We start from the raw sequence: 25934 nt of genomic DNA on the forward strand, positions 1-25934 counted from the left end.
TTCATCCTTCCTTCGTAAGTTCAGATTACAACACTTTCTCCAAGAAACGTTTCGCCCGGTCGGTTTGCGGATTCAACAACAGGTCAGCCGGTTTTCCTTCTTCCATGAGAATCCCTTCATCCAGGAAGAGGACGCGGTCTGCCACTTCACGGGCGAAGCCCATTTCGTGTGTGACGACGACCATCGTCATCCCAGTCTCAGCCAACCCTTTCATAACGTCGAGTACTTCATTGACCATCTCAGGGTCAAGTGCCGATGTCGGTTCATCGAACAACATGACGTTCGGTTCCATCGCCAAGGCACGCGCGATGGCGACACGCTGTTTTTGTCCACCCGAGAGTTGGCTCGGATAGGCATCGATTTTTTCAGAAAGGCCGACACGTTCGAGTAATTTCTTCGCACGTTCCAGCGCTTCCGCCTTGCTGACTTTTAAGACGTTGATTGGTGCATACGTCAAATTGTCCAATACGCTCATATGAGGGAACAAGTTGAACTGTTGGAATACCATCCCAATGTTTTGACGCGCCTTCGCGACGTTCGCCCCTTTTTTCGTGAGCTCGAATCCGTCGACACTGACCGTCCCGCTCGTTGGAATCTCAAGCATGTTCAAGCAGCGTAGAAAAGTCGATTTACCAGACCCGGACGGTCCGATGACAGCAACCACTTCACCACGTTCGATCGTCGTCGTGATTCCTTTTAAAACTTCTAAGTCACCAAATTGTTTGTGTAGGTCTTTTACTTCGATCATCTTCCATCACTCTTTCTTAACCGTTTTTCTAGACGTTGTCCAAGATACGTCAAGATCATCACTATCGTAAAGTATATCACACCGGCGAATAGAAGCGGTTCGAAGTAGATTGCCTTCTGCCCACCGACGATTTGCGCACGACGCATGATATCGAGCACCCCAACCGTCGAGACGAGTGCAGACTCTTTCGTTAATGTGATCATCTCGTTCACAAGAGCAGGCAAGATGTTCTTGAACGCCTGTGGCAAGATGATGGAACGTAACTGTTTGACATACGGGACACCAAGAGCATCCGAAGCCTCCCACTGTCCTTTATCTACAGCTTGGATACCCGCTCGAATAATCTCTGAAATATACGCCCCCGAGTTGAGCGAGAAGGCGATGACCGCTGACTGGTACGGTGTCGTGATATATCCCGTCAGTTGCGGCAATCCGAAGTGGATGATGGCGAGTTGCAAAATGAGTGGTGTCCCACGGAACACCGCCGTATAAGCATGTCCGATAAAGTTAATCAGACGATTCGGGACAATTTTTAATGTAGCGACAACAATCCCAAGTGAGATCCCAATCAATGCCGAGACGATCACCACTTGGAACATGACTGGAATCCCCTCAAGTATATAAGGGATCGAATCATAAATCCGGCTAAAATCCATAGTGAGTTCCTCCTAAAAAAGGGCTGACCGATTCATCTTCAGTCAGCCTCGTACGATTCATTATTCGGCTGGCGCAGCCTCTTCTTCAAACCATTTCTGTGCTAACTCTTCGATTTCTCCACTGTCGATCATCTTCTTCAACTCTTCGTTGAATTGATCGCGGAGTTCATCATCTTTACGGAAGGCAGCAGCAGAACCTGCTTCTTCTTCGTCCACAATTTCAAATGTCGTCAATTCACTATCTTGCTCGAGGTATTTTTTCGCGACCGTATCTTCGATGACCATCGCGTCAATACGTCCTGTCTTGATTTCTTGAATGATCTCAGGAATCTTGTTCAACGAGACGATCTCAGCATCTGTGATTTGATCTTGTGCAATCCCTTCTTGAATCGAACCGAGCTGGACTCCGATCTTTTTCCCCTTCAAGTCTTCAAGTGATTGAAGCGAATCATCTTTTGACAAGATCAAGTTCACCGCTGTGAAATAAATATCTGAGAAATCGGCATTTTCTTTACGCTCTTCTGTCGGAGTCATCCCCGCCATTACGAAGTCGACTCGACCTGCATTGAGGGCTCCAAGTAAGCTTCCGAAATCCATATCTTCAATTTTCAATTCATATCCCATGTTCTCTGCCACTTTTTTGGCGATATCGATATCAAATCCGACAATCTCGTCGCCATTCGCTGTATCGACGAACTCATATGGGAAGTAATCGGCACTTGTACCCATGACGATGACTTTGTCATCCTCACCATCGGTCGATGTCGATCCTCCTTCGTTCACGTCTGCCCCACACGCGACTGAGAACGCGGCCAGTCCTGCTAAACATAATGCTAGAAAACCTTTTTTCATCTTCATCTCCCTTTCATAGTTGAATGATAATTATCAGAACATTAACAAAATTATGACATATGTGTGAACGTAGCTCAACTGTTCTATGACACATCAGTTTTCCGACTTGTGTCTTCAACCACTATATACACATAATTATTACTTGTAAAGTATATTCATGCAAATTATACAAAAAAGAAGGTCACATTCGCTCGAAAGCGAAATATGTGACCGTTCCATTGTCGCGTGACCCATACGGTTGCACCTGTTTGACCGAAGTCATCGGGATGGCACTATACACATGTGGATAACGTTCTCCATCCTCATCCAATTCATAATGTAGCAGCTGACCAAGTCGGTTGACGTGTAACGATACGAGAACGACCGCTTCACCCGAATACGACTTTTTGACGACCTTTCCAATCTGTTGCGGCGTACAACATTTAATCGTCCCTTCAGATTGAAGTGACGGTTCATTGATTTCACCGCGTGACAGGGCAATCATATATTCTGCCTCCGTCATGATTTTGATGACTGGTTCCATATACCCTGCCCCTTTTCACAAAAGCGCAAAGGCAGTGCCTTTGCGCCGATGCTTGATTATGCGAAGTAGATGTCGAACAATGTTTGCAATTGGTCGACGAGCTCTTCAGCAGTCGATGACTCGATTTCACTACGCTCTACCATCGTCACGATGTTGCCATCCTCAAGAAGTGCGATTGACGGTGAAGACGGTGCATATCCTTCAAAATACTCACGTGCACGATCTGTCGCTTCACGGTCTTGACCAGCAAACACGGTCACGAAATGGTCAGGCTTCACACCTTCCATCTTGTTGACGTATGCGGCAGCTGGACGAGCAATCCCTCCTGCACACCCACAAACCGAGTTGACGAGGACGAGTGTCTTCCCTTCTTTTTTCAGTGCTCCGTCTACTTCTTCCGGTGTCGTGAGCTCTGTGTATCCTGCAGCACGTACTTCGTTACGCGCTTGTTCGACTACATCTTGAAAATATAATTGAAAATCCATGTTGTTTCCCCTTTCGACATTTCGTCTGTACTCCCTTATTTTACGTCTTGTTCCACCTCGAGGACAAGTCTATCGCTCAATTCACGTTCTAAGAACGGGTCTGCCCCTAACGTCTGTTTGAAAGCAAGGTAACGTGCCTTCGTCTCTGCGTTCGCCTGACGGTTCGTCAAGTAGGCACGAATCATGATATTTTTCGGCGTATGCTCGAGGTCGATGAATTCGAGCAGTTGGGCATCATACCCGACAAGTCCAAGCAGTTCAGCCCGAATGGAATCGGTCGCGAGTGAGGCGAACCGTTCTTTGATCAAGCCATGTTGGAGCATCACGTCTAAATTCGACGCTTGAATTTGACGATTCAATTCCTTTTGACAACACGGAACGCTCAAGATGACTTTCGCGCCCCAGCGGACGGCACGTGCCAACGCCATGTCTGTCGCCACATCACATGCATGAAGGGTCACGACCATATCAACAGCTGTTTCCCCTTCATATTCATTAATGTCTCCGACTAAAAATTCGAGCCGTTCATATCCAAGATCTTTCGCAATCGATGCACACTCTTCAATGACCTCTTTCTTCAAATCGAGCCCTGTGATATGGACGTCATATCCTTTCATCTCATGAAGGAAATGATAGAGAGCGAACGTCAAATACGACTTCCCTGATCCGAAATCCAAGATTCGAACGGTACGGTCTGCCGGCAAGTATTTCAGTGAATCCTCAATGAACTCGAGGAAACGATTGATCTGTTTGAACTTGTCATACTTTTGACGCTTCACTTTTCCGTCCGTTGACTGAATGCCGAGTCGAATGAGAAACGGAACTGGCTCGTCGAGTGGAAGCACGTACTGTTTTTCCCGATTGTGGCTCAGTTGAACTTCTTTTTGAGCCGTCTGCTTTTCTTTCAATGTCACTTTGAACTTTTTCGATAATTGGAACTGGATGTCGGAATCTTTTAACTGAAACTGTCCTTGTCGGAACGTTTCGAGAAGCTCATTCACTTCCGTGACAGCCTCATCTGGTGTCAAGTTTTTATGGTTCATCACCCGCTCATACTGATACTCGAACTGGATATGATACGCATTTCGTAGCATAACCGGTTTCAATTTGACCCGTCTGAGATCGCTAGATTTTTGACGGGGTTGACTGATGGTCGCCGACACGAGATGATTTGATTGTAAGACGTCTGCGAGACGCTCTTGTAACGCTTTATATTCCAATGGATTCAATCCTTTTTTAGAAATTTTGAAACATATCGTTTCACCTGTCCGTACATACTATTACACGAAGACGACGTTACGTCAAAGGAGGATACACATATGTTTAAAAAGATTTTATCATCAATCGGAATCGGTGCCGCAAAAGTCGACACACGTTTGAATGAAAGCCACTGTACACCGGGTGGAGAACTCACTGGAGTCGTCCATATCGAAGGCGGTTCGGTCGAACAATCCGTCGACAGTATCTATCTCTTCTTCAATACGTTGTATAAACATGAGGTGAACGATAAGTCGACATACTCGACGTTCACGATTGAAAAAATCTTATTGAATGAAGCACCGTTTATGATTGGTCCTGGAGAAGTGAAAGAAATTCCGTTCACAGTCAACGTCCCGTTCAATACGCCACTCTCTGTGAGCCAATCAAAATCATGGATTGAAACGGGCCTTGATATCGCCCAAGCCGTCGATCCAAAAGATGAAGATGCGATCACCGTACAACCGAATGCAGCTCAACAAATCATATTAGATGCGATGGACGAGCTCGGATTCCGTTTGAAGAAAGCCGACACGGAGATGCTCCCGGCACGTCATCGTTCGGGACGTCTTCCGATTGCCCAAGAACTCGAGTATTCAGCGAACGGTTCGCGATTCGGTCGCCAGTTAGACGAGGTAGAAGTTGTGATTCTACAAGACGAGGATGCCATCGAATTGCTCATTCAAGTCGACCGCAGTGTCCACGACCTCGGAAGTCTCTTTGCTGACTTGACGGGAACGGACGAGTCGACTCATCGTGTACGCTATGACGTTGCACGTTTATCAGTAGCTGAAGTTCGTCGCGACATCGAATCGATGATTGAACAATCGATTTAAGGAAATCACTGACACGCCATTTCTATGAATGGCGTGTTTTTCTGAGGTATTGAATTTAAGCATCCATTTTTTTACAATGAACATATGGAATAAACCCTTTTCTGGAGGTGACTACATCTTGTTTGCTTTAATAATGATTGGGAGTCTTGGTCTTGCAACGCTTGCCTTACCGATTCTAGAGACCAGTCTTTCTGATTCACTCGCCTATTTCACGCTTGGTGGACTCGAGGTGCTGATTGGTTTGATTGCCATGTGTCTCATGCGCAATCCTTCGACAAACGCCTTATCATTCATGAAGTTCATGCCCTATCTTGTACTATTGATTCATTTCCCTACCTCACTCCTTTTGCTTTGGATTTCTTCGGTCAGACATGATGGGGTTTCTGCATTTTCATTAAACTATATTTTTATATACTGGATGTTCCTTCTCGTGTTCGTCGTAGTCAGCAGATTGACGTACCGTGTCCATCAAAGACGATTCGAAGGTGCATGATTAGAAAGGATGATTCTACATTGGATCTACTTCAATTTCTTTACGACCGAGCAATTCCACTCACACTATTCACGACACTCGGCCTATTCAGTCTCATGTTTGCGTTCGCACTATATAAATCCAAACCACGACTCTCCAAAGGACTCGTCACAATAGGCATGTCCTTGTCGTTTCTTCTCTTACTGATCTCAGCCGCAAGCTTCGTCTTCACGGTATTCCTTGGCTATAACTCATAAGAAATGGAGGCACCCCACTGGGAGCGCCTCCATTTTTTAATCAATATACGGTATATGTGTTTGGGTCAATCGACTCGAGTGAGTGCTTGATCGCTTGTAAGAACTGTCCTGCGACGAGACCGTCAAGGACACGATGGTCGACAGACATACAAAGGTTGACCATATCGCGTGCCGCGAACATCCCGTTCATCCAGACCGGACGCTTCACAATCGACTCGACCGATAGGATTGCCGCTTGTGGGTAATTCAAGATTGGTGCCGATTGAATCGAACCAAACGCACCTGTGTTGTTGATGGTGAATGTCCCACCACGCATCTCTTCAGCCTTCAAGCGGTTCTCACGCGCTCGCGTTGCCACGTCTTGAAGGGAAACGGCTAGTCCTTTAATATTCTTCTCATCCGCTTGGCGAATGACCGGTACGTAAAGGGCGTCGTTTGCCGCGACGGCCACCGAGAGATGGATGTCTTGGTGAACTTTGATGTGATCTCCTGCCCACTCCGAATTCATCATCGGATACTTCTTCAATGCTTCGATGGCTGCCTTCATGAAGAACGGCATGAACGTCAATTTGACACCTTCCCGTTTCATGAACTCGTCTTTCAATTTCGCACGGGCTTCAACGAGGTTCGTCACATCCACTTCAATCATGAGCCATGCGTGTGGAGCCTCGTGTTTCGAGCGGACCATATTGTTCGCAATCGCTTGACGTACCCCGGCTGTCGGAATCGATTCATAACGGCCAGATGAAGTCGATGATGATGCGACCGGTTGTGACGGTTCAACGACAGGACGTGGTGCCTCAGTCGGAACGTCCAACTTCGTCTGTACCATCGTCTCTTGGACAGGCGCTTGTGTCGCTTGCTCAGTAGTCGATGCCGGACGTCCTTCTGATAAGTAACGAAGAATATCTTTCCGCGTGATCCGACCGCCTAGACCGCTTCCGCTCAGTTCATTCAAATCGATATCATTCTCGTTGGCGAGTCGGATGACAGCAGGAGAGTATCGACCGTTTCCACTTCGTTTTTTCGGTGCAGTGGCGACAGCTTGCTTAGAGACGGATTCTGCAGGTGCCGTTTCTGCAATCGGTTCGGTCTTCGTCTCAACTGCCGCTTCCTCCGCGCTCTCGACTTCCATCGTCAATACCGGTGTCCCGACGCTGACGGTCTCCCCTTCTGGAATGAGAAACTCTTTGACGACTCCTGCGCTAGTCGCCGGAATCTCTGCCGTCACTTTGTCCGTCATGACTTCCGCGAGTGGTTCATATTCTTCCACACGGTCTCCCGGTTTGACGAGATAGGTCGTGATCGTGCCTTCTGTCACACTTTCCCCAAGTTGGGGCATGGTAATCGTTTGTTCCATGGAGATGCCTCCTTAAAACGCTGCGAGCTGACGCGCCCGCTCGGCAATTTTTTCTGGGGATACGATAAAGAATTTTTCCATAGGTGGTGCATACGGCATTGCCGGCACATCGGGGCCAGCCAAACGCTCAATCGGCGCATCGAGTTCGAAAAGCGCCTTCTCCGCGATAATCGCCGCCACTTCTCCGATGATGCTTCCTTCTTTGTTGTCCTCCGTCACGAGTAACACTTTACCCGTCTTCTTGACCGATTCGATGATCGCTTCTTGGTCGAGCGGGTAGACGGTACGAAGATCGAGGATGTGCGTGCTGATTCCTTCTTCTTCGAGCGTTTTCGCAGCCTCTTGTGCCATATGCACGCAAAGACCGTACGTGATGATCGTGATATCGTCACCTTCCCGTTTGACAGCGGCCTTACCAATTTCAACCGTGTATTCGTCCGTCGGCAATTCCGCCTTCAAAAGACGATAGGCACGCTTATGTTCAAAGAAAAGAACAGGGTCGTTCGAACGGATTGCTGCTTTCAACAATCCCTTCGCATCGACAGGGTCAGATGGAATGACGACTTTAAGACCTGGCGTCGAACTGAACATCGCCTCGACTGATTGCGAGTGATAGAGAGCCCCGTGAATACCCCCACCGAAAGGAGCACGGATGACCATCGGACATGTCCAATCGTTGTTTGAACGGTATCGAATTTTTGCCGCTTCTGAAACGATTTGGTTCACTGCTGGCATGATAAAGTCTGCGAATTGCATTTCTGCGATCGGTCGCATGCCGTACATGGCAGCTCCGACCCCGACTCCGGCAATCGCACTCTCAGCGAGCGGTGCGTCGATGACACGATCCTCTCCATATTTTTCAATCAACCCTTGTGTGGCACGGAATACACCACCACGAACGCCGACGTCTTCCCCGACGACGAAGACGTTTTCGTCGCGCTCCATTTCCTCATGAATCGCTTCATTGATCGCTTCGATAAACGTTTTCATCATTTTTCCTCCTCATAGACGTAATCCAGTGCAGATTCAGGCGATGCATACGGTGCTTTGTCCGCATATGTCGTCGCTTCATTCACTTCAGCATCGATTTGTGCATCGATTTCAGTAAGTGTATCCGCCGTTGCGATTCCGTCGTTCACAAGTCGTTGACGGAACAATTGAATGCCGTCCCGCTCTTTTAACCCTGCCAATTCTTCTGCTGAACGGTATGCTTTGTCATCGTCATCTGATGAGTGTGGCACGAGACGTTCAACTTCTGCTTCGATTAATGTCGGTCCTTCTCCGCGAAGTGCACGTTCACGCGCTTCCTTCACGACCGCATAGACAGCGATCGGGTCTGTCCCGTCGACTGTCACACCTGGCATGCCATATCCTTTCGCTCGATCTGACACGCGCTCGCATGCCAACTGTTTTGTAAGTGGAACCGAGATTGCATACTTGTTGTTCTCACAGAACAAGATGACCGGCAACTTATGGACACCTGCAAAGTTTGCGCCTTCATGGAAGTCTCCTTGGTTCGAAGACCCTTCTCCGAACGAAACGAACGTGACGAGTTCTTCTTTTTTCATCTTCGCCGCAAGTGCGATCCCGACTGCATGAGGTACTTGTGTCGTGACCGGAGACGAACCCGTCACGATGCGATGTTCTTTCGATCCGAAGTGACCAGGCATCTGACGACCACCTGAGTTCGGATCTTCCGCTTTCGCGAATGCCGATAGCATCAAGTCTCTTGACGTTTGACCGAAGTGAAGGACGACCGCCACATCACGATAGTAAGGTAGGACATAATCAATCCCTTTCTCGAGTGCGAACGCCGCACCGACTTGCGCCGCTTCTTGTCCTTGACATGAGACGACGAATGGGATTTTCCCGGCGCGGTTCAACTTCCACATCCGTTCATCGATTTTGCGGGCACGTACCATCGTTTCGTACATCGCCAATAAATCTTGCTTCGTTAAACCAAGCTCTTCATATGAGTTTACAGTCATCTGTTCCATCCTTGTTCCTCCTTAGGCGTGAATCGGTAATCCATCGACGGCAAGAGCCGCTTCTTGGAAGGCTTCGCTCAGTGCAGGATGCGGGTGCACAAGTTGTCCCATCTCCCAAGCCGTCGCGTTCAAGACGAGCGCGAGTCCACCTTCTGTGATGAGTTCGGTCGCTTTCGGTCCGACGATATGAACACCAAGAAGGTCATCTGTTTCTTTGTCCGAAACGAGTTTGACGAATCCGTCGGCTTGTCCTTCAATCCGCGCTTTCCCGAGTCCGTTGAATCGATACGTCCCAGTCTTCACATCATGTCCGGCCTCTTTTGCCGCTTCTTCTGTCAAACCGACCGAAGCGACTTCAGGGACACTGTATACACAGCGTGGGATGAGCGCGTAATCGAGCGGTGTCGGCTCAAGACCAAGAATCGTCTCGACCGCTTTCACACCTTCTGCCGACGCGACATGGGCGAGTTGTAACTTCCCGATACAGTCCCCGATTGCGAAGATATGACGTTCTTTCGTCCGATACTGACTATCGACTTGAATGATGCCGTTCTCTACGACGATAGAAGTGTTTTGAAGTCCTAAGTCTTCCGTGTTGGCAACTCGGCCAACCGAGACGAGGACACAGTCTACTTGTAACATCTCTTCCCCGACAGCAAGCTCCACTGCATTTTCGTGAATCAATGTTCGTTCAGCGTCGACCGTCACGCTCTTCTTCACGCGGACTCCGCGCTTCTTCAAAAGACGCTCCACTTCACGCGATACTGCTTTGTCCTCGAGTGGGAGTAATCGATCGCCTACTTCGATCAATGTCACGTTCACATCAAGGTCGACGAGCATGGACGCCCATTCGACTCCAATGACCCCGCCACCGACAATCGCAATCGATTCAGGTAGCGTTTCAAAATTGAGGAGGTCGTCCGAATTCAAAATCCGTTTGTGATCGAACGGCAATCCAGGAAGTTCACGAGGAATCGACCCTGTTGCGATAATCAATTGATTCGGCAAGATCAGTTCTGATTCACCGCTTTCATCCTCAACGGATACAGTCCCTGGTTGTGGTGAGAAGATGCTTGGTCCAAGAATAGAGGCCTTTCCGCGGAACACTTCGATTTTCCCTTGTTTCATCAAATGTTCGATTCCTTTTTCTAGTCCAGCCACAAGATCACGCTTATACGTTTGAGCGCGTTCCATATTGAACGTCACATCTCCCGTCTCCACGCCATACGTCGCACTTTGCTTCGCCGTTTGATAGACATGTGCAGCTTTTAAAAGCGCCTTCGTCGGGATGCATCCTCTATGTAAGCAGGTGCCACCTAACTTTCTCGCCTCGACGATTGCGACAGATTTACCAGCCTGGGCCGCCTTGATTGCAGCCACATATCCTCCTGGTCCTCCACCGATGACGACAACATCAAATTCTCGTGCCATGTGCATCCCCCTCATAAACTCGTGCGGTCTCTTCCTTCTCGATGACGCGAAGTGCACCTTCAGCCAACGCTTTAAGCTCATCTTCACCCGGATATACGTGTACCGGCGCGAGATAAGTGACACGCTCCTTGATTTTTTCAGTCAGCCACTCGGAATATGCAATCCCGCCCGTCAGTAAGATGGCATCCACACGACCGCATAATGTCGCGCCGTGTTTTGAAATCTCTTGAGCGACACGATAAGCCATCGTCTCATACAACAGCCTCGCCTCATCATCTCCTGATTCGACCCGCTGCTCAATCTCAATGGCATCGAATGTACCGAGATGAGCAAACAGGCCGCCCTGACCGACAATTTTCTTTTTCATTTCCGATTCTTTATACCTGGTACTATAACATAGTTCTACTACCTGTCCAACAGGAATCGAGCCTGCCCGCTCCGGCGCGAGCGGTCCATCTCCGTCAAGACCATTATTCACGTCGATGACTCGACCTGCCGCATGGGCACCGACTGTGATTCCCCCACCAAGATGCGCAACGATAAGATTCAGCTCATTGTAATCGCTTCCATTTTCGGCCGCGAATCGTTTCGCGACAGCCTTTTGATTGAGGGCATGGAAAATGCTACGACGATTGATTTCTGGCATGCCGGTCTTACGGGCCAACTCGTCCATCTCATCGACGACGACCGGATCCACTATGAAACTAGGAATCCCTTCAGCCCCACCGATTTTCGAAGCGATAAGACCACCGAGATTCGATGCATGCATCCCGAAACGTCCGCTCGTCAAATCTTCACGCATGAGATCGTTGACTGTATACGTTCCTGACGTCATTGGTGCAAGCAAGCCACCACGACCGACGATCGCGGTCAAATCATTGACCGCGATGCCCGTCTCTTCTAATAAGGCACGTACTTCTTGCTCACGATGAGGCAACTGCTCTGGAAGTGTGAGACCCGTCACATCGATCGCATGTCGGACCGTGCGTGTCATCACTTCCTCCTTCCCATCAAACAATCCAATTTTCGTCGAGGTCGACCCTGGGTTGATTGCAAGAATTAGCCGTTTTGTCATCTTAGCGTCTCCCTAGGATGCTTTTTTCAACTTTAAGGAACTGACTGCGTGAACGCGACATCATGTGAATCCGCTCTTCCGCCATCTTATCGGCCGCAACGTGCGTTGGTACGCCATCACGTTCTGCGATTTCAAAGACGCGCATCATGTTGTCATAGATGAGTTCGACTTTCTTCATTGCCCGTTCACGGTTGTAGCCTTCAAGTTCGTCTGCGACGTTGATGACCCCACCTGCATTAATGACGAAGTCTGGTGCGTATAGAATTCCGTTTTCGTCGAGCACGTCTCCGTGACGATCTTCTGCCAATTGGTTGTTGGCAGCACCTGCGACGATTTGTGCTTTCAATTGTGGAATTGTTTTGTCGTTGATGACGGCACCGAGGGCACATGGAGCGAAAATGTCACATTCGACCGCGTAAATCTCATCCGGTTTGACGACCGTCGCACCAAAGTCTGCTTCGGCACGTTTGAGTGCTTCCTCGTTAATGTCAGTCACAATCAAATGAGCACCCTCTTCGTGGAGGTGGCGACATAAGTTGTAGGCCACGTTACCAACACCTTGTACAGCAACGGTCTTCCCTGCGAGCGAATCTGTCCCAAATTTCCATTTCGCAGCAGCCTTCATTCCACGATACACACCATATGCCGTGACCGGTGAAGGGTTACCACTTGAACCGAATGCAGGACTGACGCCCGTGACGTAATCCGTTTCCATGTGAATGAAGTCCATGTCGGCAACTGTTGTATTTACATCTTCAGCCGTGATGTAACGACCACTAAGAGATTGAACATATCGTCCGAATGCACGGAAGAGCGCCTCTGATTTATCTGTCTTCGCATTTCCGATGATGACGGCCTTCCCGCCCCCAAGGTTGAGACCCGCTGCAGCATTTTTATATGTCATTCCTTTTGCGAGACGCAACACATCCGTGAGTGCCTCTTGTTCTGATTCATAGTTCCACATACGTAGTCCACCGAGAGCTGGCCCGAGCGTCGTGTCATGGATGGCGATGATCGCCTTTAGTCCAGACGCTTGGTCTTGGCAAAATACGATTTGCTCATAGTCCTCAGATTGTAAGACATCAAAAATACGGAAGCGTGGCTCAGTGTTTGTTTCCATCATGATTAATTCCTCCTGTTAAGTACGATTAATGTTTAGCATGTAACAAAGCGAACGCGAGCGAATATAGCTTCGCTTCGGCAGTATCGGCACGACTTGTCAATACAACAGGGGCAGATGCGCCGACGACAATCGCCGCTACGCTCGCCTCTGCGAAATACATGATTGATTTATAAAGGACGTTGCCGACCTCTATGTAAGGTACGACTAATAAATCGGCTTGACCGGCAACTTCACTGTTGATTCCTTTTTGCTTTGCTGCGACCATGTCGACAGCGTTGTCGAGCGCGAGAGGTCCATCTACGACACAGCCCTTGATTTGTCCACGTCGATTCATTTGGCTAAGTAGTGCCGCATCGAGAGTCGCATTCATTTGTGGATTGACTACCTCGACTGCTCCAATGGCTGCGACTTTCGGCGATTCGTAACCGATGTCATGCATCGCTTCTACCGCATTGTGAATAATTTCGACCTTCTCTTCGAGTGTCGGTGCGATATGAATCGCCGCATCCGTCACTCCAATCAACTTTTCACGATTCGGAATTTGGAATAGTGCGATGTGGCTGAGCGTCCGCTTCGTACGGAGTCCAGCTTCACGATTAAGGACGGCTTTCATAAATGTCGATGTCGACACCATCCCCTTCATGAGGACGTCCGCCTCTTTATTTTTCACAGCTAATGCGGCACGTCGCGCAATCTCAACGTCACCTTTCGCATGTAAAATATCGACGGATGACTTATCGATTCCATGCTGTTCACATAAATTTCGGATGTCTCGAGCTTCACCGAACAAAATGAAGCGTGACAGTCCATGATCCGTAGCGAGTTTTACGGCCCGGATGACTTCTTCGTCCGCTGCCCCCGCAATGGACACGGTACAGCCTTCTAACTCTTTTGCGTTCGTCAGCATCCGTTCAAAATTCATCATTGTCCCCCCTTGCTCTCTACACTATATCATAAGCAAGTTTGTTTCCTAAATTGTAAGCGCTTTATAATGCGGATGACCATGCAAATTAATGCTTACCGTGCATAAATTTTCCTGCAAATTATTGCGTGGTGTCGAGCTTGTTGTATAATGTTCGAATCGAAATCTTCAATCGGCGGGCTGCTTCTGATTTGTTGCCACTTGCCTCTTCAATTGCTCGTTCAATCAAATCGCGTTCATATTTTGCAACGGCCTCGTGAAACGTTCCAGATTCGACCACTTTTTGACTCGTGGAACGATTGGATAACTGCAAATGATGTGGGGCAATCCACTGTTCGGAGCTTGCCATATAAATCATCGCACGACCAATCACATTCTCCAGTTCTCGCACATTCCCTTTCCAATGTTGGCTCTTCAGTAATGTTAAGGCATCTTCGTCAACGCCACGTACACTACGACCGTATTCTTGATTCAGTTTACGGATTATCCGTTCACATAGTGCCTCGAGTTCATTTAATCGCTCACGTAATGGTGGGATATGGATCGGCATCCGATTGATTCGGTAATACAAATCTTCCCGGAATGTTCCGTCTGCTACTTTTTGTTCGAGATCGGCATTCGTTGCGGCAATGATCCGGACATCGATTGGGATTGCCGTCGTCCCTCCGACTCGGACAATTTCATTTTCTTGGAGGACACGTAAGAGCTTCACTTGGACATCAAGGGGGAGCTCCCCGATTTCGTCTAGAAAGAGTGAACCGCCATCCGCTTCTTCGAAATATCCTGTTTTCCCACCACGTTTAGCCCCACTGAAGGCTCCATCTTCATAACCGAATAGCTCACTTTCAAGTAGCGTCGGTGAAATCGCCGCACAGTTCACGCGAATGAACTTTTTATATTTTCGAGGAGATTCTCCATGAATGGCGTGGGCGAACAGTTCCTTTCCTGTTCCCGATTCTCCGCGAATCAATACCGTCACGGGGGTCACAGCCGCAAGTTTCGCCTGTTCGATGACAAATCGCATGGCATCACTCGTCGCAATGATATCGGCAAACTGATATTTCGCTTCTAGATTCCGGATGCGTGTCTTTGCCTCCTGCAATTCATCACGCAGTGCACGAATCTGAGATACGTCACGAATGACCCCGACCGATCCTCGCAACTTCCCTTCGACGATGATCGGTTCCGCATTCACAAGAATATCTCGGCGTGTCGCCCCAATTTGCATCCGAATGTCTCGAACGCCTTGCCCGGTCGATAGTACTTTTAAATGGACGCTTTCCTGCATCCCGATATCTGCCGTCGCTGGTTTGTCGACCACATCTTCTTTTTTGAATCCGGTCAACCGTGTATAAGACGGATTGATCAAAATCGTATTACCGTGATGATCTGCGACCGAGATGGCCTCACTCGTACATTCAATGATGGCCTCGAGCATTTGTTGATTCTGTTTCAATCGTTCGACCACAATCCGAATAAATTCCCCTGGTAAGACGACTGCATCTTTGAAATGATCTTTTAATTGTTCAAACGTTTGATGTTTCCCCGTCGTTTCGATGACAAAATCTAGTGTCGCATCCGCATACTGTTTCCAATCGTCCGCCACAGATATGCCATAACTTTTAGCAAGGGCTATTCCTTCTGCAGATGTATCAGAATCTACGACCGCTACAATCGTTGCAAGCGGCGAATCCATCAGCATATGAAGGACTTCGGTCCCCCCTTTTCCTGCCCCCACAATCATCAATCGTTTATTCATACATATTCCCCCATCATCATTCTTCTCTATTTCATGCTACTGAATCCGCACCTGATTCGCAAGCTGCCCAAAATAGACCGTGTCGAACAGATCGATTTCTGTTAAAATAATGTATGGTAAAGGAGGAGATTGCATGCGTTTTATCGCGCTTCTAATCTTAATCGTCCCTGGGTTATTAGGTGTTTACGGAATCAAATTGCTACGTGATAGCTTCTTTTTGAAGACGAGCGCACCGTTTTCATGGTTCGATTCACTCGCTGCCGCCTCCATGTTGCAGGGGACCTTTGGGCTTCTGCTCGCCATGGGCGGGATCGGATTTGTAGCCGGCTATATTTTTAACCGCGACAAAAAAACAGGAAAAGTACAACGCCTCGACTCATAAGCACACAAAAAAAGGTTCCCTAACTTGACTTCATTTCAAGTGCGGAACCTTTTATTCATATTGAATTGTGATCACTACGGATGATCTCCTTTCAAACTACGTTACTTACTTTGACATGAAATCCAACGTCTTCTTAATGAAGAAGTATGAAAGAACTTTAGTAACTGCCGTCTTGCGTGAACGGAATCTTACCATTCGAGTTACTAACTGATTTACTTATCGGATCATGTCGAACCATCCATCGTGAAGTCGAACGCTTGCCATAAACTGTTCAACGGTTGACAACACTCCTTTTGGTTAACTGAACGATTGTTTTTTCCTATATCAACCCCTAGCTTCGAGTTGATGATAGAATCGCCTCGCGAATGAGCGACTGTCGCGACCTCACGTCGGGACATTAACGACTTGAGGTGTCGTTCCCACCTCTGAGCTATAATCGGATAGCGAACCGAGATGATTTGGTTTCTTCAAACGTTGCTCCGGAACAAGTTTGAAAAGCGTTCATCTGACGCTTGTCCAAGTAACTTGGTACATCTTTATTATAACAAAGGCCTACCATTTTGCAAGCGCTTTCTTTCATAAAGTAAATAAATCTTAAAGTAATTGTTTCATTAAAAAAGACTAAGTCCCATCACGACTTAGTCCTCATGAAATGATTCAATTATTCTTAAACGATACATACGTGACGAAGTACGAGATAAACTCCGAGTTTTTCGGGCTTCGCTCACGCTCCGGTCGCCCTTCGAACATCTCATGATCGCGCATGCCGTTCTCCCATGCCGTCTTGATTGCATGACGCATTGCTCGTTCTACACGAGAAGATGTCGTCTCATGCTCTTTTGCGACCATCGGATATAATTCTTTCGTGATGAGACCGAGCAAATCTTGGCGTTCTCGCACGTAAATGACAGCTTGACGGATATACTTGAACCCTTTGATTCGCGGAGAGATTCCGAGTTGCTGAAGCAGGAGTGAGATTTCAATTTCTTCTGGCGTCATTCCGTCGAATTCTCGATTTGTTCCTTCTGACAATTCACGAATTTTCGTTAATAACTGTTGAATATTGAACGGTTTGACGAGAAAATAAGAGGCCCCGAGTTGCACGGCCTGTTTCGTCACTTCATCTTTTCCAAACGCGCTCAACATGATCACTTCCGGTTTGTCATCACCTAATTCTTCATTTAGGCGTTGCAATACTCCGATTCCATCCAAATGCGGCATGATAATATCGAGTAAGAGTACATCCGGTTGGTGTGTCTTGACGACATCCAAGCATGTTTCTCCATCGTGTGCCGTACCTACGACACGAAGATCAGGCTCAGATTCTAATTGTCGGCTCAACAAATCGACGATTTCTCGATTGTCGTCCGCAATACATAATGTAATCACTTATGACACTCCTTTGATGAACTTCTGTTTTACTTGTTGTGACATCTCAAGTAATTCTTCGACGTGTTGCTTCGTCAAGTCTGTCATTTGAGCGCCAGCAATCATGCGACCCAATTCGTCGATTCGACTTTCACGGTCGAGGGACGTCACATTTGTTTTCGTCCGTTCATTCGTTTCGGTTTTCGTAATGTAAAGATGTTGGTCTGCCATCGCAGCAACTTGTGCCAAGTGCGTGATACAGAGGACTTGAGAGCCGACAGAAAGTCGGAAGATTTTTTCACCCATCGCCTGCGCGACACGTCCAGAGACCCCTGTGTCGACCTCGTCAAAAATAATGGAGGCCACTCCAACCGTTCTTGAAAAGATTGATTTGAGTGCGAGCATGACACGGGAAAGTTCTCCTCCTGAAGCGACTTTTGCGAGCGGTTTGAACGGTTCTCCAACGTTCGTCATCATGTAAAACTCTACGTCATCTAAACCATCTTGTTTAAGCGATGTAGTTTTAAAACGGACCTCGAACGCTGTTTTTTCCATATATAGTTCTTTCAACTCTCGATGAATCGCATGCTGAAGCGACTCCGCAGCCATCTTACGCGCTGAAGACAGTCTCATGCCAGCTTCTCTTGCAATTTGCTCTAATCGAATGAGTTCATCTGAGAGCGTTTGTAAATGCTCTTCCCGGTTCGTCATCGACTTCAATTCATCCGACACTTGTTCGCCATAGGTGATGACTTCTTCGATGGTCGTCCCATACTTTCGTTTCAATTGCTGGAAAAGAGCCAATCGTGACTCAATCTCATCCAATCGAATCGGGTCAAATTCGAGCGAATCTAACTGGTCCCGGAGTTGGAACTTTGCATCCTCCAACAAATAATAAGCGTTAGAGATTGTCTCCGATACAGATGTCAAAGACGAAGAGAGCTGTGACGCCTCTTCCATCTCGCGCATCGCCACTCCGATTTGATCGAGTCCATTTGACTCCTCGGCAACCGCCTCATACGAGAGACGAATGTGTTGATGAATGCGTTCAAAGTTGGCCAATTCATCCCGTTCTTCTGTCAACGCCTGTTCTTCCCCAACTTTTAATTCAGCCGTTTCGATTTCTTTCGTTTGAAACGACAAAAGATCCATTCGTTGAGCAAGCTCCTGCTCACTTTGACTAAGACGCTTCAATTCATCGGCGACTTGTTTCCAGGCCGCAAATGCCGTTTGATATTCCTCGACTAACGGACTGATTTCTTTTTCGGCGAAATGGTCTAATATGCCAAGGTGAAATTCCGCATCCATTAAATGTTGATGTTCATGTTGACCGTGAATATCGACCAGTAGCCGTCCGAACTCCCGTAACGTCGAGAGCGGCATCATTTTCCCGTTCACACGGCAGACGCTCTTCCCGCTACTATGTAGGTCTCGACGTAAGATGACTGTCCCATCTTCAACATCGATGCCATATTGTTCGGCCGCTTCGATGACCGGGTGATCCGGTTCAATCATGAACAGACCTTCGATTTCAGCTTTATCTTGACCATATCGCACGAACTCACTTGAGCCACGTCCTCCAACAAGCAATCCAATCGCATCCAACAAGATCGATTTACCGGCACCTGTCTCACCCGTGAGCACAGTCATACCTCGATTAAACGGAATGTTTAATTCGTCAATAATCGCAAACTGTTTGATTGATAGTTCTGCTAACATACGTACGTTCACCTCATAACATTCCGAGTAGTCGATCGATGATTTGCTTCGCCTTCTCTTCGTCGCGTGCAATCATTAAAATCGTATCATCTCCACACACCGTCCCAATCAATTCATCCCATGATAGATGATCAATCAAGACGCCGATTGCATCAGCATTTCCCGGGAGCACTTTCATGACGACCAAATTTTGTGCAGAATCGACCGAGACGAAGCTGTCACTAAGGATTCGCTTCATTTTCCCGTATGGATTAAAGCGTTGATCGGCAGGCAGACTGTACTTATATCGTCCATCGTTCAATGGGACTTTGACCAGATGTAACTCTTTAATATCCCGAGACACGGTTGCCTGTGTGACTGGGTACCCCGAGCGACGTAGCTCATCCACCAACTCATCTTGCGTCTCGATTTCTCGATTCGTCACGATGTCTCGAATTTTAATCAATCGCTGTCCTTTGTTCATAAGCGCTGACACCTCATTTTTCGTTTCACATACACATTATCATTCTAAAGTATTGTCGAAAAAAGGTCTAGCATTCCAGGTGGGATTTCCACCATTCCCCATCTAGTAGACGAGTAAAGGAAAAAGCTACAGACAACGAGGTCTGTAGCATCATTTTATCCCTTCAGTTTGGCATGGGCCGCATTTACGACCTCTTCGACTTGTAGCGATGGCGAGACGCCACCTACTCCCGTATACCGAGCGAAGAGAAGAAACTCGATGTTCCCATCCCCTCCAGTGATCGGAGAGTAATCCAGCGCTTCGACAAAGAAGCCTTCCGATGCGAAGTATCGGACCATATCGCTTGCGACTCGTTCATGGACGTTACGGTCCCGAACAATTCCTTTTTTCCCGACATCGGCCTTCCCTGCTTCAAATTGAGGTTTGACGAGCGCCATGACGACACCGTCTTGCTTCAAGATTTGTTTCAGCGGCGGCACCATCAGACGAAGCGAGATAAAGGAGACGTCAATCGTTGCGAAATCTGGTTGAATCGGGAACTGATCGGCCGTCGCGTGGCGGAAGTTCATCCGCTCCATGACGACGACGCGATCATCGCTCCGTAGTTTCCAGGCAAGCTGATTATAGCCGACATCGACCGCGTACATTTGAGTCGCGCCGTTTTGAAGCGCACAGTCCGTGAACCCACCCGTCGATGAGCCGATGTCGATTCCGACTCGTCCAAAGACATCGAGCGGGAAGACGTCGAGCGCTTTCTCGAGTTTCAAGCCGCCACGTCCAACATAAGGAAGAACTTGACCCTTCACTTCGAGAGGGATATCATCAAACACTTTATCGCCCGCCTTGTCTAGACGTTCTGTCCCACTATAGACGAGACCGGCCATGACCGACCGTTTTGCCTTTTCCCGTGTTTCAGCAAGTCCACGTTCGACGAGCAATACATCTAATCTAGTTTTCTTTCTTTTTTCCATAATCCCTCACACATTCTGTCGATTTGTCTCCATGACGAACCGTTCAATCGATTCCGCCATTTGGGCAGGTCGCAGTCCAATCTCTTCTAGGAGCTGGTTGACACCGCCATGCTCGATATATCGATCCGGAATACCGAGACGTTGAATCCGTGGAAACGCTCCGGCTTCATTCGCGTGTTCAAGCACGCTACTTCCAAAGCCACCGGCGAGAGCAGCCTCTTCTAATGTCACGAGCGGAATCCCCTCTGCATAAAGTGAAGTCAGCATCGCATCATCGAGCGGCTTGATGCTACGACAGTTAATGACGCGCACACTGAGCTTACCTTCTAATAGTGCTCGGACTTCGAGGGCGTCTTGCACTTGAGGACCGAACGTCAAGATAGCGACATCTGTCCCTTCTGCCTCGACTTCCCAATCATCGAGTGAAATTACTTGAAGCGTCTCACTCATCGGAACACCGATCCCTTCGCCACGCGGGAAACGAATCGCAATCGGTCCACCATCGTAACGGAGTGCAGAATAAACGAGTTGTTGTAATTCTTCTTCATCTTTTGCCATCAAGATTCGAATGTTTGGCACGTGACGCATGAAGGCGATATCGAACACACCTTGGTGCGTCTCTCCATCCGCTCCGACAAGTCCAGATCGGTCAATCGTGAACACGACGTTCAAGTTTTGACGACAAATGTCATGGACTAGTTGATCATACGCGCGTTGGAAGAAGGTCGAATAAATCGAGACGACCGGTTTCAACCCTTGCGTCGCCTGTCCCCCAGCGAGGGTGACCGCATGTTGCTCGGCAATTCCGACATCAAACATACGCTCCGGGAATTTCTTCGTAAAGCAATCGAGTTTCGAACCGACACTCATCGCTGGTGTGATCAACGTCACCCGTTCGTCTGACTCAGCCACTTTCGTGATCGTCTCCGCGACGACTTTCGAATAGCTTGGTCCTTTCGGTTTGCCTTTGATGACTTCACCAGATTCAATTTTATAAGGTCCAAGACCGTGCCATGTTCCGACACCGTCCAATTCAGCCGGACGATATCCCTTCCCTTTTTTCGTAATGACGTGGACGAGAACCGGACCGTCGATTTTCTTCGCGTACTCAAGCGTTTCGAGCAAGTCTTTCAAATCATGCCCATCTGTCGGCCCAAAGTAAGTGAAGCCAAGTTCTTCAAAGAACGTTCCCGGAATGAGAGCAGATTTTAAGAGGTCCTTCACCCGTTCCCCGCTTCGTTCAAGTGAACTCCCGACGAGCGGGATGTGTTTGATGAGTGACTCCATTTCTTCTCGAGCATGCTTCAGCTTGCGCGATGCCCGGATACGACCAAGCATATTATGCATCGCTCCTACGTTCGGCGCAATCGACATCTCATTATCATTTAGAATGACAATCACGTTCTGTTTCTCGGCACCGATGTGATTGAGGGCTTCAAGTGCCATCCCCCCAGTCAAAGCACCGTCCCCGATGATGGCGATGGCACGATCGTTGGCGCGCCCTTTCAATTCATTCGCAATCGCAATCCCCATGGCTGCAGAGAGAGAAGTCGAACTGTGCCCTGTTTCCCACACATCATGCTCGCTCTCACAACGTTTCGGGAAACCACATAACCCATTGTATTGTCGGAGAGTATCAAACTGGTTCGTACGTCCTGTCAAAATTTTATGAACGTATGCTTGATGACCGACGTCCCATACGAGTTGGTCTTTCGGACTGTCAAATACACGGTGCAAGGCAAGCGTCAACTCTACAACTCCCAAGTTTGGCGCCAAATGCCCTCCCGTCACTGCCAATTTTTCAATCAAGAATCGTCTAATGTCTGAACCGAGCGATTCGAGCTCTGATACAGACATCCGTTTCAGGAACGACGGGTCTTGAATGGATGTCAAGTCCATAATGACCATCCTTTCTCCTCACATTTTACTGATTCGTACCTTACATTTTACAAGAATGTGACGGCATATGCCACACATTCCCCAAAACAAAGGTGACACGATGTGCTCATCGTGTCACCGAGGTCAATGATTTCGTTTCACTACAAATGATAGCATCTCAAGAAGTAACGGCGCTGGAACTGAAAGTGATTCAATTGCAGCGTGTGCCGCTCCCACTTCTTGCTCAAGAGCTTGCTTCGCTCCCTCTAAGCCGAGAAGCTTCGGATAAGTCGTCTTGTCATTCAATTCATCTGAGCCGACGCGTTTTCCGATTGCTTGTTCATCTCCGACGACATCGAGGATATCGTCTTGAATCTGAAAAGCGATGCCAAGATGACGTCCGAACTGTTTGAGGTGCATCCGATCTTCCACCGATGACCCTGCCAAAATCGCACCGGCTTCAAGTGCATAGACGAGTAGCGCACCTGTCTTCCGTTCATGAATGGATTGGAGCTCTTCAAGTGTGACGTCGTTCCGCTTTTCAGCCAGCATATCATCCAACTGCCCACCGACCATACCTGAGCTACCGGCCGCCAATCCAAAAATACGAATAATCTCGACGACATCTAGCGCAGGGAGTGGCATCTGTGTGAGAATACGGAATGCGTCCGTCAATAAGGCGTCCCCAGCCAAAATAGCGGTCGCTTCATCAAACTGACGATGATTGGTCGGTCGTCCACGACGAAGATCGTCATCATCCATGGCCGGCAAATCATCATGGATGAGTGAGTATGTATGAACCATCTCTAAACTCGCCGCCACCTCACGTCCTCGCTCGAGTGACATGCTATACGTTTCAAGGACGGCATAGACGAGAGCAGGACGAATGCGTTTCCCGCCAGCCTCTAAAGAATACGTCATTGCGTCTCGTAATCGTTTCGGCATCTCACTCGACTCAATGAGTTCCTGCATCGCCAGTTCGACGGTCCGTTTCCACTTGTTCAAGTCATCGGTACGGTTCATGCGGATCCTCCTTTTTCACGAAGCGTCCCATCAAGTTCTAAAATTTCATCCATTTTTTTCTCGGCGGCAGAGAGTTTTGTCTGGCACAACGCAGACAAGCGGACACCTTCCTCATATAGGGTCATCGCTTCCTCTAACGGGACATCACCGCTCTCGAGTTGCGCGACGATCTGTTCGAGGCGCTCGAGCGCCGCCTCAAATGTCTGTTCTTTCTTCGTCACCGACAATCCTCTCCTTCACCTCAGCGATCGCATGACCATCCCGAAAACGAATCGAGATATCACCGTCACGTAATTGTTTCACGTTCTGCACATAGGCCCCATCTTGTTCAATGAACGTATATCCACGTGACAAGACGGCGAGCGGACTGACTGCATGCAACCGTCCAACCTGTTGTGCAAATTGTAGCGTTGCTTGTTCTAATGGTCTCGTTCGACGGAGTCGCTCGACCATATGATTGACTTCTTCCCCTTGCTTGGACAACGTTTTTGAAAATCGCTTTACATCTAGCTGCTGTGACAACTGACGGAGCTGATGAGTGGCTTGGGTGAGATGTCGCCTCATCCCTTGCTCGAGACGGATTTCTGACTGGGCGAATCGTTCCCGTTTTTGAGAAATCGTGTACCTCGGCGATTTTAATCCATAGCTATTGATCATCCGTTCCACACGGGTTCGCGAATCATCCAATTGCTCTCTGACGGCTTTGTGCAGATGGTTATCCAAACGTTCTACATCTTTTCGCTGCGCATCAATCATCGCGGTAGCGAGTTCAGCCGCCGCTGTCGGAGTCGCAGCTCGAACATCGGCGACGAAATCAGAAAGCGTAAAGTCTGTCTCGTGACCGACAGCAGAAATGATGGGAATCGTGGACGCATAGATTGCCTCCACCACAACATCTTCATTAAATGCCCAAAGCTCCTCGATGGAACCGCCACCGCGACCGACGATGAGTACATCACAATCGGTGCGTTCGTTCATCCAGCGAATGGCCGACGCGACTTGTGGAGCCGCCATTTCTCCCTGTACAGCTACAGGTGCGAACGTGATCGCCACATGTGGCGCACGACGACGAAGTGTGGTCGCGATATCGTGTAGCGCCGCTCCTTTTGGAGACGTCACGATCCCAACGCGCTCTGGAAACATCGGGAGCGGGTGCTTCCGCTCCTCGTCGAACCAGCCCATCTCCTCTAGTTCACGCTTTCTCGCCTCATATCGCTCAAACAATAGACCGATTCCGTCTTGTCGCATCAATTCGACGTACAGTTGTACATCTCCCGTCGCTTCATACATCGTCACCTTTGATACGGCGATGACTTTCATTCCATCTTTCGGTTCGAATTGAAGTTGTTTGGCATCGCGAGAAAACATGACGGCTTTCATCCGAGACGCGTCATCTTTCAACGTGAAATAACAATGACCGGATGAATAACGTTTGAAATTTGAGATTTCACCGATGACCGCGACTTGTCGAAGCAAGACATCATCATCAAGTTGTCGCTTCACATATCGAACAACTTCAGAAACCGGGAGTGGATTAGCCACGTGATGCAACCTCGACCGTATTATGCATGAGCATCGTGATGGTCATCGGACCGACACCACCCGGAACTGGGGTGATGGCACTCGCCTTTTCCTTAACAGCTTCATAGTCCACGTCACCGACTAGACGACCTTCGACCCGATTGACTCCGACATCGATGACAAGCGCGCCCGGTTTGACCATGTCTGCTGTGACTAAACCAGCACGACCGACCGCGACAATCAAAATATCCGCTTGTCGCGTCATCTCACCGAGGTCAGCTGTTTTCGAATGACAATACGTGACCGTTGCTGATTCATTCAAGAACAACATGCCTACCGGTTTACCGACGATTTGACTACGACCGACGACGACAACGTGCTTTCCGGCGATCTCGGTTTGTGTTTTTGCGAGATGTAAGATACCGTGCGGCGTGCACGGAAGTAACGTATCGAGACCGAGCATCATCTTCCCGACATTCTCAGGATGAAAGCCATCGACGTCCTTTTCAGGGGAGATACGCATGATGACTCGTGATTCGTCGATGTGTTTCGGCAAAGGAAGTTGCACGAGAATCCCATGAACTTCCTCATCCGCATTCATCAAATCAATCAAGTCGAGCAATTCCTTCTCGCTAATCGTCTCATCAAAACGGAGGACTTGTGAATCGATTCCGATTTCTTCTGCCGCCCGTTCCTTCCCGCGTACATAGCTATGACTCGCTGGGTCATCCCCAATCAACACTACTTTTAATTTCGGTACGATGCCACGTGCGCGAAGTTCCGCCACACGCTCTTTTAACGTTTCTCGATATGATGCTGCCACTTGTTTCCCGTCGATCACTACTGCCATCTCTCTCATCCCCCG

At 48.5% G+C, this 25934-nt stretch carries 27 protein-coding genes; 4 read left to right on the plus strand and 23 right to left on the minus strand.

The genetic code is table 11. The features are described from left to right. Positions 1-25: 25 nt before the first annotated feature. The 6 genes from KNO71_RS00980 to KNO71_RS01005 form a co-directional block, all read right to left on the minus strand. The gene (locus tag KNO71_RS00980) at positions 26-748 is read right to left on the minus strand and encodes an amino acid ABC transporter ATP-binding protein (RefSeq protein WP_031423364.1); all 723 of its coding nucleotides are present in this window, start codon (positions 746-748) and stop codon (positions 26-28) included. Further along, positions 745-1404, minus strand: a complete 660-nt coding sequence (locus KNO71_RS00985) for an amino acid ABC transporter permease (RefSeq protein ID WP_012726548.1) — start codon at positions 1402-1404, stop codon at positions 745-747. Before KNO71_RS00985 ends, KNO71_RS00980 begins: the two co-directional genes overlap by 4 nt. 60 nt (positions 1405-1464) lie before the next feature. Continuing rightward, the gene (locus KNO71_RS00990; RefSeq protein ID WP_012726549.1) at positions 1465-2256 is read right to left on the minus strand and encodes a transporter substrate-binding domain-containing protein; all 792 of its coding nucleotides are present in this window, start codon (positions 2254-2256) and stop codon (positions 1465-1467) included. A 181-nt stretch (positions 2257-2437) separates the two neighbouring features. Beyond that, complete coding sequence (locus KNO71_RS00995; RefSeq protein WP_074036735.1) at positions 2438-2779, minus strand: DUF952 domain-containing protein; 342 nt, start codon at positions 2777-2779, stop codon at positions 2438-2440. Between the two features lie 56 nt (positions 2780-2835). Continuing rightward, positions 2836-3264, minus strand: a complete 429-nt coding sequence (locus tag KNO71_RS01000; RefSeq protein ID WP_012726551.1) for a BrxA/BrxB family bacilliredoxin — start codon at positions 3262-3264, stop codon at positions 2836-2838. A 35-nt stretch (positions 3265-3299) separates the two neighbouring features. After that, the gene (locus KNO71_RS01005) at positions 3300-4484 is read right to left on the minus strand and encodes a class I SAM-dependent methyltransferase (RefSeq protein ID WP_214686928.1); all 1185 of its coding nucleotides are present in this window, start codon (positions 4482-4484) and stop codon (positions 3300-3302) included. Positions 4485-4583: 99 nt separating this feature from the next. Between KNO71_RS01005 and KNO71_RS01010 the strand changes: the two genes are divergently transcribed. The 3 genes from KNO71_RS01010 to KNO71_RS01020 all read left to right on the plus strand — a co-directional run bounded on the left by KNO71_RS01010 (position 4584) and on the right by KNO71_RS01020 (position 6086). Then, positions 4584-5357 (plus strand): sporulation protein, encoded by a 774-nt coding sequence (locus KNO71_RS01010; RefSeq protein WP_214684044.1) that lies wholly within the window; start codon positions 4584-4586, stop codon positions 5355-5357. Between the two features lie 118 nt (positions 5358-5475). Then, a complete protein-coding gene (locus KNO71_RS01015) occupies positions 5476-5850 on the plus strand; it encodes a hypothetical protein (protein ID WP_143180241.1) in 375 nt (124 codons plus the stop codon). Positions 5851-5870: 20 nt separating this feature from the next. Next, the gene (locus tag KNO71_RS01020) at positions 5871-6086 is read left to right on the plus strand and encodes a hypothetical protein (protein ID WP_078147092.1); all 216 of its coding nucleotides are present in this window, start codon (positions 5871-5873) and stop codon (positions 6084-6086) included. A 40-nt stretch (positions 6087-6126) separates the two neighbouring features. On the opposite strand, the gene KNO71_RS01025 is transcribed toward KNO71_RS01020, so the two are convergent. From KNO71_RS01025 to KNO71_RS01060, 8 genes are all read right to left on the minus strand, one after another. Next, entirely contained in the window at positions 6127-7446 is a 1320-nt protein-coding gene (locus KNO71_RS01025) for a dihydrolipoamide acetyltransferase family protein (protein ID WP_251026301.1), read from the minus strand. A gap of 12 nt (positions 7447-7458) precedes the next feature. Next, on the minus strand, positions 7459-8436 hold the full coding sequence (locus KNO71_RS01030) for an alpha-ketoacid dehydrogenase subunit beta (protein WP_078147095.1): 978 nt from the start codon (positions 8434-8436) through the stop codon (positions 7459-7461). Next, on the minus strand, positions 8436-9443 hold the full coding sequence (locus KNO71_RS01035) for a thiamine pyrophosphate-dependent dehydrogenase E1 component subunit alpha (RefSeq protein WP_371816089.1): 1008 nt from the start codon (positions 9441-9443) through the stop codon (positions 8436-8438). Before KNO71_RS01035 ends, KNO71_RS01030 begins: the two co-directional genes overlap by 1 nt. Before the next feature lie 12 nt (positions 9444-9455). After that, complete coding sequence (gene lpdA, locus KNO71_RS01040; RefSeq protein WP_047795201.1) at positions 9456-10865, minus strand: dihydrolipoyl dehydrogenase; 1410 nt, start codon at positions 10863-10865, stop codon at positions 9456-9458. Next, on the minus strand, positions 10849-11940 hold the full coding sequence (gene buk, locus KNO71_RS01045; RefSeq protein WP_214686930.1) for a butyrate kinase: 1092 nt from the start codon (positions 11938-11940) through the stop codon (positions 10849-10851). Before buk ends, lpdA begins: the two co-directional genes overlap by 17 nt. A 1-nt stretch (position 11941) precedes the next feature. After that, positions 11942-13063, minus strand: a complete 1122-nt coding sequence (locus tag KNO71_RS01050) for a Glu/Leu/Phe/Val family dehydrogenase (protein ID WP_012726561.1) — start codon at positions 13061-13063, stop codon at positions 11942-11944. A 25-nt stretch (positions 13064-13088) separates the two neighbouring features. Next, positions 13089-13985, minus strand: coding sequence for a phosphate butyryltransferase (gene yqiS, locus KNO71_RS01055; RefSeq protein WP_214686932.1), 897 nt, complete (start codon positions 13983-13985; stop codon positions 13089-13091). 121 nt (positions 13986-14106) lie between these two features. Then, positions 14107-15744 (minus strand): sigma 54-interacting transcriptional regulator, encoded by a 1638-nt coding sequence (locus KNO71_RS01060; protein ID WP_078147100.1) that lies wholly within the window; start codon positions 15742-15744, stop codon positions 14107-14109. A gap of 133 nt (positions 15745-15877) precedes the next feature. Here KNO71_RS01060 and KNO71_RS01065 point away from each other — a divergent pair, with 133 nt between their 5' ends. Continuing rightward, positions 15878-16126: a DUF2627 domain-containing protein gene (locus tag KNO71_RS01065; RefSeq protein WP_031423346.1), complete on the plus strand. Its 249-nt coding sequence runs from the start codon at positions 15878-15880 to the stop codon at positions 16124-16126. A 657-nt stretch (positions 16127-16783) separates the two neighbouring features. On the opposite strand, the gene spo0A is transcribed toward KNO71_RS01065, so the two are convergent. The 9 genes from spo0A to folD form a co-directional block, all read right to left on the minus strand. Next, positions 16784-17515, minus strand: coding sequence for a sporulation transcription factor Spo0A (gene spo0A / locus KNO71_RS01070; RefSeq protein ID WP_074036711.1), 732 nt, complete (start codon positions 17513-17515; stop codon positions 16784-16786). Beyond that, on the minus strand, positions 17516-19213 hold the full coding sequence (gene recN, locus KNO71_RS01075) for a DNA repair protein RecN (RefSeq protein WP_214686934.1): 1698 nt from the start codon (positions 19211-19213) through the stop codon (positions 17516-17518). It abuts the gene before it with no gap. Positions 19214-19226: 13 nt separating this feature from the next. Beyond that, positions 19227-19676 (minus strand): transcriptional regulator AhrC/ArgR, encoded by a 450-nt coding sequence (ahrC, locus tag KNO71_RS01080; RefSeq protein ID WP_012726567.1) that lies wholly within the window; start codon positions 19674-19676, stop codon positions 19227-19229. Positions 19677-19831: 155 nt separating this feature from the next. After that, the gene (locus KNO71_RS01085; protein ID WP_012726568.1) at positions 19832-20647 is read right to left on the minus strand and encodes a TlyA family RNA methyltransferase; all 816 of its coding nucleotides are present in this window, start codon (positions 20645-20647) and stop codon (positions 19832-19834) included. A 6-nt stretch (positions 20648-20653) separates the two neighbouring features. After that, positions 20654-22546, minus strand: coding sequence for a 1-deoxy-D-xylulose-5-phosphate synthase (gene dxs, locus KNO71_RS01090; RefSeq protein ID WP_205728308.1), 1893 nt, complete (start codon positions 22544-22546; stop codon positions 20654-20656). Between the two features lie 123 nt (positions 22547-22669). Further along, the gene (locus tag KNO71_RS01095) at positions 22670-23548 is read right to left on the minus strand and encodes a polyprenyl synthetase family protein (protein WP_214686937.1); all 879 of its coding nucleotides are present in this window, start codon (positions 23546-23548) and stop codon (positions 22670-22672) included. Beyond that, positions 23545-23769, minus strand: a complete 225-nt coding sequence (gene xseB / locus KNO71_RS01100) for an exodeoxyribonuclease VII small subunit (RefSeq protein WP_012726571.1) — start codon at positions 23767-23769, stop codon at positions 23545-23547. The genes KNO71_RS01095 and xseB overlap by 4 nt, the downstream gene beginning before the upstream one ends. Next, positions 23744-25090 (minus strand): exodeoxyribonuclease VII large subunit, encoded by a 1347-nt coding sequence (xseA, locus tag KNO71_RS01105; RefSeq protein ID WP_078147107.1) that lies wholly within the window; start codon positions 25088-25090, stop codon positions 23744-23746. Before xseA ends, xseB begins: the two co-directional genes overlap by 26 nt. Continuing rightward, complete coding sequence (folD, locus tag KNO71_RS01110) at positions 25083-25919, minus strand: bifunctional methylenetetrahydrofolate dehydrogenase/methenyltetrahydrofolate cyclohydrolase FolD (protein ID WP_031423334.1); 837 nt, start codon at positions 25917-25919, stop codon at positions 25083-25085. Before folD ends, xseA begins: the two co-directional genes overlap by 8 nt. Between the last annotated feature and the right edge of the window lie 15 nt (positions 25920-25934).

The sequence above is a fragment of the Exiguobacterium sp. s163 genome, from assembly GCF_018617135.1.
GTDB lineage: Bacteria > Bacillota > Bacilli > Exiguobacteriales > Exiguobacteriaceae > Exiguobacterium > Exiguobacterium profundum.

Bases quoted from the DNA above. Each gene is read 5' to 3' on its own strand.
- KNO71_RS00980 (WP_031423364.1), bottom strand. From the start codon at position 748: ATGATCGAAGTAAAAGACCTACACAAACAATTTGGTGACTTAGAAGTT.
- KNO71_RS00985 (WP_012726548.1), bottom strand. From the start codon at position 1,404: ATGGATTTTAGCCGGATTTATGATTCGATCCCTTATATACTTGAGGGG.
- KNO71_RS00990 (WP_012726549.1), bottom strand. From the start codon at position 2,256: ATGAAAAAAGGTTTTCTAGCATTATGTTTAGCAGGACTGGCCGCGTTC.
- KNO71_RS00995 (WP_074036735.1), bottom strand. From the start codon at position 2,779: ATGGAACCAGTCATCAAAATCATGACGGAGGCAGAATATATGATTGCC.
- KNO71_RS01000 (WP_012726551.1), bottom strand. From the start codon at position 3,264: ATGGATTTTCAATTATATTTTCAAGATGTAGTCGAACAAGCGCGTAAC.
- KNO71_RS01010 (WP_214684044.1), top strand. From the start codon at position 4,584: ATGTTTAAAAAGATTTTATCATCAATCGGAATCGGTGCCGCAAAAGTC.
- KNO71_RS01025 (WP_251026301.1), bottom strand. From the start codon at position 7,446: ATGGAACAAACGATTACCATGCCCCAACTTGGGGAAAGTGTGACAGAA.
- KNO71_RS01030 (WP_078147095.1), bottom strand. From the start codon at position 8,436: ATGAAAACGTTTATCGAAGCGATCAATGAAGCGATTCATGAGGAAATG.
- KNO71_RS01035 (WP_371816089.1), bottom strand. From the start codon at position 9,443: ATGGAACAGATGACTGTAAACTCATATGAAGAGCTTGGTTTAACGAAG.
- lpdA (WP_047795201.1), bottom strand. From the start codon at position 10,865: ATGGCACGAGAATTTGATGTTGTCGTCATCGGTGGAGGACCAGGAGGA.
- buk (WP_214686930.1), bottom strand. From the start codon at position 11,940: ATGACAAAACGGCTAATTCTTGCAATCAACCCAGGGTCGACCTCGACG.
- KNO71_RS01050 (WP_012726561.1), bottom strand. From the start codon at position 13,063: ATGATGGAAACAAACACTGAGCCACGCTTCCGTATTTTTGATGTCTTA.
- yqiS (WP_214686932.1), bottom strand. From the start codon at position 13,985: ATGAATTTTGAACGGATGCTGACGAACGCAAAAGAGTTAGAAGGCTGT.
- KNO71_RS01060 (WP_078147100.1), bottom strand. From the start codon at position 15,744: ATGAATAAACGATTGATGATTGTGGGGGCAGGAAAAGGGGGGACCGAA.
- KNO71_RS01065 (WP_031423346.1), top strand. From the start codon at position 15,878: ATGCGTTTTATCGCGCTTCTAATCTTAATCGTCCCTGGGTTATTAGGT.
- recN (WP_214686934.1), bottom strand. From the start codon at position 19,213: ATGTTAGCAGAACTATCAATCAAACAGTTTGCGATTATTGACGAATTA.
- ahrC (WP_012726567.1), bottom strand. From the start codon at position 19,676: ATGAACAAAGGACAGCGATTGATTAAAATTCGAGACATCGTGACGAAT.
- KNO71_RS01085 (WP_012726568.1), bottom strand. From the start codon at position 20,647: ATGGAAAAAAGAAAGAAAACTAGATTAGATGTATTGCTCGTCGAACGT.
- dxs (WP_205728308.1), bottom strand. From the start codon at position 22,546: ATGGACTTGACATCCATTCAAGACCCGTCGTTCCTGAAACGGATGTCT.
- KNO71_RS01095 (WP_214686937.1), bottom strand. From the start codon at position 23,548: ATGAACCGTACCGATGACTTGAACAAGTGGAAACGGACCGTCGAACTG.
- folD (WP_031423334.1), bottom strand. From the start codon at position 25,919: ATGGCAGTAGTGATCGACGGGAAACAAGTGGCAGCATCATATCGAGAA.